This window comes from Nonomuraea recticatena (genome assembly GCF_039533245.1).
In the GTDB taxonomy this organism is placed as follows: Bacteria; Actinomycetota; Actinomycetes; order Streptosporangiales; family Streptosporangiaceae; genus Nonomuraea; species Nonomuraea roseola.
On the sequence record NZ_BAAATE010000068.1, the window covers coordinates 1 to 11,214 of the forward strand.

General features: G+C 69.9%; 12 protein-coding genes and 1 pseudogene. 8 read left to right on the forward strand and 5 right to left on the reverse strand.

Annotation, left to right across the window (positions count from 1 at the left end):
* Nucleotides 1–442: alpha/beta fold hydrolase (locus tag ABFX50_RS49405; protein WP_428834738.1), on the forward strand; the 442-nt coding region annotated here is incomplete at its 5' end.
* 28 nt (nt 443–470) lie between these two features.
* The gene (locus ABFX50_RS49410; protein ID WP_346157975.1) at nt 471–1,232 is read left to right on the forward strand and encodes an SDR family NAD(P)-dependent oxidoreductase; all 762 of its coding nucleotides are present in this window, start codon (nt 471–473) and stop codon (nt 1,230–1,232) included.
* A 26-nt stretch (nt 1,233–1,258) separates the two neighbouring features.
* On the opposite strand, the gene ABFX50_RS49415 is transcribed toward ABFX50_RS49410, so the two are convergent.
* Entirely contained in the window at nt 1,259–1,606 is a 348-nt protein-coding gene (locus tag ABFX50_RS49415; RefSeq protein WP_346157977.1) for an ArsR/SmtB family transcription factor, read from the reverse strand.
* Between the two features lie 91 nt (nt 1,607–1,697).
* Here ABFX50_RS49415 and ABFX50_RS49420 point away from each other — a divergent pair, with 91 nt between their 5' ends.
* A complete protein-coding gene (locus tag ABFX50_RS49420; RefSeq protein WP_346157979.1) occupies nt 1,698–2,696 on the forward strand; it encodes a zinc-dependent alcohol dehydrogenase family protein in 999 nt (332 codons plus the stop codon).
* Nucleotides 2,697–2,798: 102 nt separating this feature from the next.
* Here the strand turns inward: ABFX50_RS49420 and ABFX50_RS49425 are convergent, their stop codons facing one another.
* The gene (locus tag ABFX50_RS49425; protein ID WP_346157982.1) at nt 2,799–3,248 is read right to left on the reverse strand and encodes a MarR family winged helix-turn-helix transcriptional regulator; all 450 of its coding nucleotides are present in this window, start codon (nt 3,246–3,248) and stop codon (nt 2,799–2,801) included.
* A 141-nt stretch (nt 3,249–3,389) separates the two neighbouring features.
* Between ABFX50_RS49425 and ABFX50_RS49430 the strand changes: the two genes are divergently transcribed.
* Complete coding sequence (locus tag ABFX50_RS49430) at nt 3,390–4,196, forward strand: aminotransferase class IV family protein (RefSeq protein ID WP_346157985.1); 807 nt, start codon at nt 3,390–3,392, stop codon at nt 4,194–4,196.
* A 39-nt stretch (nt 4,197–4,235) separates the two neighbouring features.
* Here the strand turns inward: ABFX50_RS49430 and ABFX50_RS49435 are convergent, their stop codons facing one another.
* Entirely contained in the window at nt 4,236–5,675 is a 1,440-nt protein-coding gene (locus ABFX50_RS49435) for an MFS transporter (protein ID WP_346157988.1), read from the reverse strand.
* A gap of 121 nt (nt 5,676–5,796) precedes the next feature.
* A complete protein-coding gene (locus ABFX50_RS49440; protein ID WP_346157991.1) occupies nt 5,797–6,873 on the reverse strand; it encodes a sigma-70 family RNA polymerase sigma factor in 1,077 nt (358 codons plus the stop codon).
* Between the two features lie 322 nt (nt 6,874–7,195).
* On the opposite strand from ABFX50_RS49440, the pseudogene ABFX50_RS51695 reads away from it, so the two are divergent.
* From ABFX50_RS51695 to ABFX50_RS49455, 4 genes and pseudogenes are all read left to right on the forward strand, one after another.
* Nucleotides 7,196–7,342: pseudogene (locus tag ABFX50_RS51695) on the forward strand (recombinase family protein); the annotation flags it as partial.
* A 19-nt stretch (nt 7,343–7,361) separates the two neighbouring features.
* Complete coding sequence (locus ABFX50_RS49445) at nt 7,362–7,832, forward strand: recombinase family protein (protein WP_346157993.1); 471 nt, start codon at nt 7,362–7,364, stop codon at nt 7,830–7,832.
* A gap of 140 nt (nt 7,833–7,972) precedes the next feature.
* Nucleotides 7,973–8,779: an alpha/beta fold hydrolase gene (locus tag ABFX50_RS49450; protein ID WP_346157997.1), complete on the forward strand. Its 807-nt coding sequence runs from the start codon at nt 7,973–7,975 to the stop codon at nt 8,777–8,779.
* Nucleotides 8,776–9,564, forward strand: coding sequence for a MerR family transcriptional regulator (locus ABFX50_RS49455; RefSeq protein ID WP_346158001.1), 789 nt, complete (start codon nt 8,776–8,778; stop codon nt 9,562–9,564). The genes ABFX50_RS49450 and ABFX50_RS49455 overlap by 4 nt, the downstream gene beginning before the upstream one ends.
* A 417-nt stretch (nt 9,565–9,981) precedes the next feature.
* Here ABFX50_RS49455 and ABFX50_RS49460 read toward each other — a convergent pair whose 3' ends face one another.
* Entirely contained in the window at nt 9,982–10,860 is an 879-nt protein-coding gene (locus ABFX50_RS49460; RefSeq protein WP_346158004.1) for a hypothetical protein, read from the reverse strand.
* Between the last annotated feature and the right edge of the window lie 354 nt (nt 10,861–11,214).

Below are 11,214 nucleotides of genomic sequence, written 5' to 3' on the forward strand. Positions count from 1 at the left end.
CGCCCCCGCCGACCTCCTCACCCGGACACAGACGCTCCTCGCCGCGGGAAAGCGCGGCGAGGCCGTCAAACTCTTCATGAGCAAGGGCGTCAACCTGCCCGGCCTCGTGGTCGCGATGATGCGCTTCATGCCGGCCTGGAGCAAGCTCAAGAGCGTCGCCCACACCCTGGCCTACGACCTCACCATCATGGGCGAGCGCCAGCTCGGCCACCCGCTCCCCACCGACCGCTGGACCGCCCTCACCATGCCGGTCCTGGTGGCCGACGGCGCCAGGAGCCCCACCTGGATCCGCAACGGAGCCAGGCAGCTGGCCGACGTCCTGCCGGGCGCCGACCACCGCACGCTCCCCGGGCAGACCCACATGGTCAAGCCCGAGGCGCTCGCCCCCGTCCTGACCGCCTTCTTCTCCGGCCACGACGCCCCGTCCCACCCGGCAGCGTGACCCTCCGCGCCTGGTATTTTGTCGGGTCGTGTCTGACTACCTACGCGAACTCTTCTCCCTCAGCGGACGCACCGCCCTGGTCACCGGCGGCAGCTCCGGCATCGGCTACGCCATCGCCGAGGCTCTCGGCAGGGCGGGAGCCGACGTGGTCATCGCCGCCCGCAGGGAGAAGGAGCTCAGTCTGGCCGCCGACCGGCTGCGCTCCCACGGCGTACGCGCCTCATGGATCAGCGCCGACCTCGGCCGGCGCGCCGATGTCGAGCGGGTCATCGCCGAGGCGGGCGACATCGACATCCTCGTCAACGACGCGGCCAACAACATCCGCAAGCCCATGGCGCAGCTCACCGACGACGACTACGAGCAGACGATCGCCGTCAACCTGACCGCGCCGTACCTGCTCGGCCAGCACTTCTGCCCCCTGATGGCCGCGCGGGGCTGGGGCAGGGTCATCAACGTCGGCTCCCAGCAGACCATCAGCGCCTTCGGCGACAGCGGCGTGTACGGCGCCGCCAAGGCCGCCATCGCCGGGCTCACCCGCTCGCAGGCCGAGGCGTGGTCCCGCCACGGCGTGCTGATCAACACGATCATCCCCGGGTTCGTGCTCACCCCGCTGACCGAGCCCGCCCAGTCCATCCCCGGACGGGTCGAGGAGCTCGCCGCCCGCCACATGGTCGGGCGCAACGGCGTGCCGGCCGACTTCGGAGGGGCCGCGGTCTTCCTAGCCAGCGACGCCTCCGCCTTCGTCACGGGTCAGCTGCTCTTCGTCGACGGCGGCTTCTCGGTTCACTGACGGGGGTTTGCACCCGCCCACGCCCTTTACAAAGTAGATCTGGCCGAGACGGCCAGGCCCACCCCTCTCGCCTGAGGGGTGGTGAGGGCGTCGAGCAGGCCGGGGAAGGCCTCGTCCATCTCGGCGCGGCGCAGCGCGTTCATCCGCGAGGCCCCCACGTAGTACTGCCGGATCAGGCCCGCCTCGCGCAGCACCTTGAAGTGGTGGGTGGCGGTGGACTTGCTGACCTGGATGTCGAAGTCCCCGCACTTGATGTCCTTGCCGGCCGCCTCGAGCTGCGTGACGATGCTGCGGCGTACCGGATCGACGAGGGCCTCCAGGATTCGCTGGAGGTCGAACTGCGGCACCTCGGGGTGCGGAGGCGTACGTCCCATGAGCCAATAGTACGACAGCCATCGAAGTTTGACAGCCATCGTACTTTTGCCCGACAGTGGAGCGCGTTGACGACGAGCGAAGGACGGCGCCATGGCAAGGACTGTGCGGTTCCACGAGATCGGCGGGCCCGAAGTGATGCGGCTGGAGGACCTGGAGACCGGCGAGCCGGGGCCGGGCGAGGTGCGCATCAGGGTGGAGGCGATCGGGATCAACAGGGCCGAGGCGCTGTTCCGGCGCGGTGAGTACATCGAGCAGGTGAAGCGCTTCCCCGCCAGGCTCGGCGCCGAGGCGGCAGGGGTGGTCGAGGCCGTCGGCCCCGGCGTGACCAGGTTCGAGGCGGGGCAGGCGGTCAGCAGCGTGCCCGCGTTCTCCCAGAACGACTACGGCGTCTACGCCGAGCAGGCGATCGTCCCCGCGGCCGCGCTCCTGCACCGGCCCGACGGCGTGGACGCGGTCTCCGGCGCGTCCGTGTGGATGCCCTACCTGACCGCGTACGGCGCGCTGGTGGAGGTGGGCGGGATGCGACCTGGCGATGCCGTTGCGCTGAACGCCGCCTCCAGCAGCGTCGGCCTCGCCGCGATCCACACCGCGAACCGGGTGGGCGCCACACCGATCGCCATCACCCGCACCAGCGAGAAGAAGGAGCGGTTGCTCAAGGAGGGCGCGGCCGAGGTGATCGTCTCCGACGAGGAGGACGTGGCGGCCAGGCTGCTCGACCTGACCGGAGGCAAGGGGGTGGAGTACGTCTTCGACGCCGTCGCGGGGCCGGGCGTGACCGACCTGGCGCGGGTGGTGGCCCCTGGCGGCACGCACTTCCTGTACGGCGGGCTGAGCGGGCAGCCGACGCCCTATCCGGGATTCACCCTGGGCATGCCCGCCCTCAACATGCGCACCTACACGGTGCTGGAGACCACGAAGGACCCCGTGCGGCTGCGCCGGGCGGCGGCGTTCGTGGCCTCGGGCCTGCGCAACGGGGCCTTCCGCCCGGTGGTGGACCGGCTGTTCCCGCTGGAGGAGATCGTGCAGGCGCACCAGCACATGGAGTCCAACACCCAGTTCGGCAAGATCGTGGTCACCGCCGCCCGCTGACCGCAGCGCGGAAGACAGCCGGGGCCCGCGAAAGCGTCGCTCTCGCGGCCCGGCCTCCCTCCGCCACACGGCTCCTCGCCCGCGGCGGACTCCGCGGTGCCCCTAACCCCGAAGGGGCAGCGCGGCGAGCGTGCCGACGAGGGGCGCCAGCTCCGGCAGGCCCTCCGCCTGACGCAGGGCGTCGGCCAGCGAGGCGTCATGGGTCGGACGCGCCCGCTCCAGCGCGGCCCTGCCCTCGGCGGTGAGCTCGGTGTAGATGCCCCGGCGATCGTCGGGGCACAGATACCGCTGCAGCAGCCCCCGCTGTTCGAGCCGGGTCACCAGCCTGGTGGTGGCCGAGCGGCTCAGCACCACGGCCCTGGACAGCTGGTTCATCCGCAGGTGGAAGCCGTGCTGGCGGGCCAGCACGTCCAGCACGCTGTACTCGCTCACCGACAGGTCGTGCTCGCGCTGCAGCGCCCGCTCGAGCATGTCCTCGATCCGCGCGTGCAGCGCCGCCAGCGTGCGCCAACCCTGCGCGCGAGCCTCGGCGGCGTCGTCATCGATCTCCACAGGCCCCACCCCTTCTTGCGAACGACTCTTGCATGGGGCACTATTGCCTATGCAACATGACGCGTTAGCAACTATCGCGGACGCTGCTGATTGCGCACGCTGCAGATCAGTCTAGCGCCGCGACCGTCTTGGGGGGCTTGCATGACTTCGACCGCTGTCGTTCAACGTAACGGCCGGGTGGCGACCGCCGAGGATCTGGCGCCACTCGCCTTCGCGGGCTATGCCCACTTCACCGCCATGCAGGTGCGCGGGGGCCAGATCCGCGGCCTCGACCTCCATCTGCAACGGCTGTGGACGGCCTCGATGGAGCTGTTCGGCCAGGCGCTGCCCGACGACCGGGTACGGGCCCACCTGCGGGCGGCGATCGAGGCAGGCCCCGCCGACCTCTCCCTCACAGCGACGGTCTACTCGCCCGCCGGCGAGTTCACCGTGGCCGGAGCCGAGGTGGAGCCCAAGGTTCTCGTCCGGACCGGACCGGCCGCCTCCGGCCCCGCGGGCCCGCTGACACTGACGACGGTCGAACACGAACGCGCCCTGCCTGCCGTGAAGCACGTCGGCGAGGTGGCCAAGACGTACTTCCTGCGCCAGGCCGTCGCACAGGGCTTCGACGACGCCGCCTTCGTCGACCGGCGGGGCCGGCTCAGCGAGGCGACGATCTGGAACCTGGCCTTCTGGGACGGCGCCGCGGTGGTGTGGCCCGAGGCCGAGATGCTCGCCGGGACCACGATGGGCATCGTCCGCCGGCAACTGGATCGCCTGGGCGTCCCGCAGCGCGTCCAGGAGGTCACGCCCGCCGACCTGCCGGCGTTGGCCGGAGGTGTGGTCATGAACTCGTGGACGCCAGGGGTGGCGGTCCACCGCATCGGCTCGGTGCCCCTGCCTGAGGCGCCGTCCTTCCTGGAGCTGCTGCACCGGGCCTACCAGGCCGAACCACTCACCTCGCCGTGAACGCGTGAGCGCCGCATGGGGCCTCCGATCGGATGACGCTCATCGCCGCGGCGAGGCCCCGGCAGCGCTCGCCGCCTGCGGTGGTGCGGCCACGGCGGTCGGTCGTCTGCCCGGCATGCCGAGCGCGACGAGCATGCCGACGAACGCGAGCACGGTCACCGCGCCCATCGCCGCCGTGAAGCCCGCACCGAACTCCTCGGCCGACGCGTAGCCCCCGGCGCTCGCGAAGACGGCGACCGAGACCGCGACACCGAACACCCCACCGAAGATCCGTAGCATCATGAACGCGCCGGACGCCTGACCGATTTCCTGTGGTCGCACCGCTCCGACCACCGCCTTCTGCGCCGCGGGCATGGCCATGCTCAGTCCGGCGCCGCCGACGATCAGCGCGGGCACGAGCTCGAGATAGCTCGTGCCCGTGTCGGCGACAAGCGCGATCCAGCCCATGCCGAGAGTCTGCAGCAGCAGCCCGCCGACCACGAACTTCCGCTCGCCGACCTTGTCGGCCAACCGGCCGGCGATGGGCGCGCACACCATCAGCGTCGCGGTCCACGGCATCAACCGCAGGCCGGCGCCGAGCGGCCCTTCCCCTTGTACGGTCTGGAAGTACTGCGCGAGGAAGAACATCGTGCCGTACAGCGAAGCGAACACGAGGAAGTTGGCCGGGTTGGCCGTCGCGAACGCCCTCAATCGGAAGAACCGCATCGGCAGCATCGGCGCCTTCGTGCGCTGTTCCCACAGCACGAAGGCGACCACCAGCGCGACACCGAGCACCATCGCGCCCAGTACCTCCGCGCTCCCCCAGCCGGCCGCGTTCCCACGGACCAGACCCCACACGATGCCGAACGCGCCCAGGGTCACGAACACGACCCCGACCAGGTCGAGCCGGCTGTTCGGTCCGAGGCTCTCCTCGACGCGCCGCGCCGTGAGGATGATGGCGATCACCCCGATCGGTAGGTTCAGCCAGAAGATCCACTGCCAGGCCAGCCCCTCGGCGATGACGCCGCCGACGAACGGGCCGCTGAACGTCGCCAGCCCGGTGATGCCCAGATACAGCCCCATCGCCTTCCCCCGCTGCCGCGGCGGGAACATCGCGCTGATCAGGGTGAGCGACAGCGGTAACACCATCGCGGCACCGACACCCTGCAACGCCCTGGATGCGATGAGCGTGCCGATGTCCGGGGACAGCGCGCACGCCGCCGACGCGACGGTGAACACCGCCAGCCCGACGGCGAACATGCGGCGGCGGCCGAACCGGTCACCCAGCGCCGCTCCGGTCAGCAGCAGGACCGCGAACGTCAGGTTGTAGGCGTTGACGGTCCACTCGAGCGCTTCCAGCGATGCCGTCAGATCCTGCCGGATCGTGCTCAGCGCCGTCGTCACGACCAGGCTGTCCAGGGCCATCATGAACGACGCCAGTGAGGCAAGCGCTAACACCCATGCCTGCTTGGACGTCATCCGTCCCCCGTCGATGGTCACCGCTTCTCCTTCTGCTCAGGTCTTCTCGAGATCTGCTCGGGTCTTCTCGAGATGCACGGGCGGATCCTCGCGCCCCTGCACGTGCTGTCTCTGCGTCGGATCTGCATCCACACGCCGCCCATCAGGTGCGGAGCGATCGTGGAAGTCCGAAGACCGGCAGAAGTGAGTTGTCCAGGAACCGCGTCAGCGCGGTGATCCGGTCGCCGGTCAGAGTCAGGACGAGCACGCCGTGCGCGTGCAGGATCGGCGTCCGCGGGTCACGTATGTAGCAGCCGAACGCCGGTTGGCCGTTCGCCCGCGTCGGGATCAGCACGTGCCGGCGGCCGCCGCGCAGCGCGACGGTGGCCAGGAAGTGCCGGACGGCGTCCACGCCCTGGTATTCCAGCGGCAGCGGCGGCATCGTCAGCCACGCGTCGTTCGTCAGCATGGCCACGATCGCGTCGACGTCTCCGGCCTCGAACGCGCGGGTGAAGTCGTCCATGATCCTGCGCTCCTGTGGCGAGTCGGGGAGCGGAGCGCTCTCCCGACCGGGACCCGGCAGCTCACGCGCCAGCGCCCCCCGTGCTCGTTTCAGCGCGCTGGTCACCGCGTTCTCTGTCGTGTCGAGGATGTCCGCCACTTCGACGGCCCGGAATCCCAGGACGTCCCGCAGCACCAGTACGGCTCGTTGCCTGGGCGGCAACTGCTGCAGCGCTGCCAGGAACGCCAGCGACACCGACTCCCTGACCTCGTATCGCGCCTCCGGTCCAGGCGTGTGGTCGGCGATCTGGTCGAGCAGCACATCGGGGTACGGCTCCAGCCAGCTCGGTTCCGCTCGGCGGTGCGACGGCTCGGGAAAGGGGACCTCCGGCTGGTAGGACGCGTATTCGTGCGGACGACGGGCGCCGGCCCGCAGGAGGTTGAGACAGCGGTTGGTCGCGATTCGGTAGAGCCACGTCCGTACCGACGCGCGCTCCTCATAGCCGCCGATCCCGCGCCAGGCCGCCAGCAGCGTCTCCTGCAGCAGGTCCTCGGCGTCCTGCACCGAGCCGAGGATGCGGTAGCAGTGCACCTGGAGCTCACGCCGGTACGGCTCGACGAGCCCGCGGAACGCCTCACCGTCTCCTCGCCGCGCCAGCGCCAGCGCCAGCAGATCCTCGGCCGAGCGCCGGTCAGGGGCCGGGGCATCGCTCTGCCCGGCCGGCGGCATCCCTTGCATGGTGGCTCCTTCTCGCTTGTCGTTCCTCTCGAATAGATGGACACCGCCGATGCCGGAAACTGGTCGGCCTGCGCCCAGATTCCGCCAGTTCTTTCCGACTCGACCCTCTGGCTCCGGGCCATCGGCGTCGTCACGGCAGCAGAGTCGTCACGGCAGCAGAGGGGGTCCCAGTAGCAATGAAGAAATTTCCAACGAAGTAGCGTTTGACCTGCGGTAACGAAAGAACCTCTGGCTGACGTCTCGGTTCGATCACGGAGCCGCAGGTGGGCACTGTCGATAGCTCGTGTCGAGAATCAATGTCGGTGAACGGTGCGTGGAGTAGATTTCGACAGCGCTTTTCGGCTATGCGCGGGTCAGTACCGCCGACCAGAATCCCGACCACCAGATCGACGCGTTGCTGCGCGCAGACGTCGACCGCAACGACATCTATCTGGACAAGGCCAGTGGCGCCAAGGCCTCCCGGCCCAGCCTCGACTTGGTCTCAACTGTTGCGCAAGGGCGACACGCTGAAGGTCACCCGCCTGGACCGGCTGTCGCGTTCAGTCCTGCACTTGGTCACCCTCGGGGTGGACCTGCGCGAACGCAACGTGGGCCTGCATGTGATCGAGCAGGGCATCGACACCGACACGATGGAGGGTCGCGCGATGTTCGGCATGCTGTCGGTCCTGTCCGAACTGCAGCGCGAACTGATCGTCGCCAACACGATGGACGGCCTGGCCTCCGCCCGTGCGCGCGGTCGGGTCGGGGGCCGTCGCCCCCGGCTCACCCCCGAGCAGGCAGCGCTGGCCCAAGCGTTGTACGACGCGCGAGTCAAGACTGTCCAGCAGATCGCTGACCTGTTCGGTGTGCCGCGCTCGACGGTGTACGGGCATCTGAAGGGCGACACCGTGCTCCGCCAACTGAAGGAGGCCGGGGGAGGTCGTAGTCGGGATGCGGGGTTGGGGGTTTGTTTGTCGTGACTGGCCTACCGGTCCCGAGTAACTGCCCGCCTTACGTTCAGGCGAAGTCAGACGCTTGGTCGCATGCCCCCTCGGCGGATGTGCGCGATGCCTGCGCCTGGGTTTGACCTTGACCCTAGGTCAGGGTGCACGCTGAAGGGGTGACCGACTCGAACTCCTCCTGGACCGGCATGGTGCCGGTCGACGACACCGCACTGGCCGTGACCGACACCGGTGGGCCCGGCCGCCCCGTGATCTACCTCAATGGCCAGTTCGCCAGTCAGGCGTACTGGCGGCAGGTCATCGCCGAACTCGGCAGCGACTACCGGCACATCACCTACGACATGCGGGCCCGCGGCCGATCGAGGCGTTCGGCCGCGGCCGCTTCGTTCGAGACGCACGTCCGTGACGTCGGCAGCGTCCTTGCGGCCAGGGGCGTGGATCGGGCGCTTGTGGTCGGCTGGTCCTACGGCGCGGCGGTCGCGGTGCACTGGGCCGGCCGGAATCCGGACCGCGCCCTGGGGGTGGTGCCCGTGGACGGCGCCTACCCGCACGACTACCCCGACGCTCCCCCGGAACGGGTCCGGCAGTGGTGGCGCCGGCTGCGCTGGCTGCTGCCGGTGCTCTCCAGGCTGGGCATGGCCGCGAAGATGTCCGCCGAGCAGCATGCCCAGAGCAACATCGAGCTCATCGAGATCAGCGCCGCCCTCGGCCCGATCCTGGACGGTGCGACCTGCCCGGTCCGGTACGTGGTCGCCACGGGCGCCAACCTCGGAGGCGGCCATGATGAAATGGAAAGCGCGCGCGCCACCCTCACCCCGGTGCTTGTCCGCAACCCGAACATCAAGGTGAGTGCGAAGGTCGCCAGCAACCACAGCAAGATCGTGCGCAAGGACTTCCGCGCGATCGCGGACGCGGTTCGCGAACTCGCCGGCGCCCCACGATCACGAGGCCGGCAGAGCAGATGACGGACGGCGTCACGATCGGCCAGGCGGCGGCATTCGCCGGCGTCACGGTGAAAGCCATCCGGCACTACCACCAGCACAGGCTGATCGATGAACCCCGCCGCGACAGCTCCGGCTACCGACGCTATGGATCGGCCGACCTGCTGCGGCTGGTCCAGATCCGGACGCTGGCCGCCGCCGGCGTACCGCTGGCCGAGATCGGGGCGATCATCGACGCCGATCCCGACCGGTTCGCCGCCGCACTTGTCGACGTCGAACGGCGCCTCACCGACCGGATCGACGATCTGATCGCGCGGCGTGGGACGCTGCGCCGGCTCGCCAGCGGCGACCGGGCCCTGCTGCCCGATCGCGCTCTCGCCCTCCTGAACAGGGCTGCCGATCTCGGCTTCACCCCGGACGACGTGACGATGGCCCGGGAGGGTCTGGTGCTGATCAAAGCCCTGGTGCCGGAGGGCTTCGACGACTACATCTGCCGGATCGAGCGCGCCCTCGACGACCCTCGGTACGGGTCCTTGATCAGGCGCATGTGGCGTGCCGCCGAGTGGGAGCCGGACGACCCCCGCATCGACGAACTCGCCACGGCCATCGCCGACCACTTCCTCGCCCATCGCGCACTGCTGCCCATCCCGGCGGGACTCCAGGCCCGCACCGACAGTGCGATCCGCTACAGCCTGCTCACCCACCACGGACAAGAGCAGAAGCCGGCCTGGACCCGACTGACCGCGTTGATCGAAGCGCGTCTGCGTTCGGCCGGCATCGACATCGCGGACCAGACTCCCCTTGACTGAACTCTGAAATCGCATCCTTAGCTTCCACCGCGTAGGTGGGGCCCCACTCCGGCCTTCTGAGCCAGGGGCACTCTGGGGGCCCACGGCGCAGCCGTTGGCTTTCGGGTCCATGCCAGCGGCTTCTTCCTGGCCAGCCGCCGGGTCATGAGCGCGTGTGCTTCGCTGTGCGTGGGGCGCTCAGATACCAATGCTCGAGGTGGGCTGTTCCCGATCGGACAGGGCCGCGCCCCCGCCCCCACTTCACGGTCGATCCGCGATATAACTCTCTGCTCCTGGCCACCGGCAGCAGTGACGACACCGTGCGGTTGTGGCAACTGTGAAGTGATTCCGATCGATGATCAAGCCTGCGGCCCGTTTCTGCCGTATTCCGGTGGCACCCGCACTGCAGGCGGCCGAACGGGCGGGCCGCCGAGGCGGTCACCGGGTCGAGGGCGATGCGGGTACCGCCTCAATTCGTGGGGCGGTACCCGGCAAGCCGTACAGCACGAGCCGGTCGGTGTCGATGGCCAGCCGTAACAGTTCCCTGCGACGGCTCAGCATGCCGTGTTCTTGCGTCCAGTCCCGGGTCAGGGCTCTGTCGTCGACCGGCGGCTCGGCTGGTCCTAGGTCTCGCCACTGGGTGCCGAGGAGGAGGTTCCAGAACCGGTCCTGGGACTCCTCCAGACGCCGGCGGGCGGCGGGGCTCGGCCAGTCCTTCATCAACCAGGCGGAGTGCGCCGACTTGTAGGCGGTGCGGGCCTCGCGCAGGACGCTCAGCAGGGTACGACCGGTGGCCTGCACCGGCCGCTCGGCCAGTCTGACGACCTGTCCGGCCAGCTCGTCCCCGAGCTGCTGTAGCCCGGAGCGCACCCACCACAGCGATTCATGTCCGAACAGCATGAGCGGCAGCATGCGCGGCGCGCGCCACCAGGCGAAGGCACGCGCCAACTGCCGCCGGTGCTGCGGGTCGGCGTACCAGGCCCACAGCTCGCGTGCCTCGGCCAGCTCCGCATCGATGAGGGCGAACCGGGCCCGCTGCCATCCGGCGCCGGGCGAGGGATCTGACAACCGATGACGGGTGAACTCCTGCAGCTCGCGGTCCACCAGTTCAGCGCGGGCCCAAACCACCTGCCTGCAGTCGTCGCCCACGCACTCGTAGTACATCGCCGTGTGGGAATAACCCGACTGAGGCGGCTGCATGGCGCGCAGGGAGCAACCGCAGTGGGCGCAATGCACCAGGCGGTCCCCGACGCGCATCACGATGTCATGCTCGGCATGCTTGGGCCAGACGAGCCTTGTGAACGCCCCCCGATCCACGGTGGCACCTCCTCGACGCGACGGCATACGGCACTCGAGAAGTCACCGTAGCCGGATGTGGCCAGGGCCGGTCCCGGCCGGTTCCCAGGTCCGCGGCCGCAACGACGAAACCCCGCCGACCGCTCCCGCGTTGCGTCGCCTCCTCGAGGCCGCGAGCTCGCGCGACGAAACCGCCTCGTCGACCACGGCCACGCCAAGAGGCCCGCGATGACCGCCACGCCGACCGCCCCGGCCTGCCCCGTGTGCAGCGCGCCGATCGCGCAGGCCCGCACCGGCCGCCCGGCCCGCTACTGCGGAACGCCCTGCCGCCAAGCCCACCCACCGAGCCCGCCGCCGCGCCGCTGAGGCCGCCGC

Coding starts and splice junctions, on each gene's coding strand:
- ABFX50_RS49415 (WP_346157977.1), bottom strand. CDS start 1,606: ATGGGACGTACGCCTCCGCACCCCGAGGTGCCGCAGTTCGACCTCCAG.
- ABFX50_RS49420 (WP_346157979.1), top strand. CDS start 1,698: ATGGCAAGGACTGTGCGGTTCCACGAGATCGGCGGGCCCGAAGTGATG.
- ABFX50_RS49430 (WP_346157985.1), top strand. CDS start 3,390: ATGACTTCGACCGCTGTCGTTCAACGTAACGGCCGGGTGGCGACCGCC.
- ABFX50_RS49440 (WP_346157991.1), bottom strand. CDS start 6,873: ATGCAAGGGATGCCGCCGGCCGGGCAGAGCGATGCCCCGGCCCCTGAC.
- ABFX50_RS49455 (WP_346158001.1), top strand. CDS start 8,776: ATGACGGACGGCGTCACGATCGGCCAGGCGGCGGCATTCGCCGGCGTC.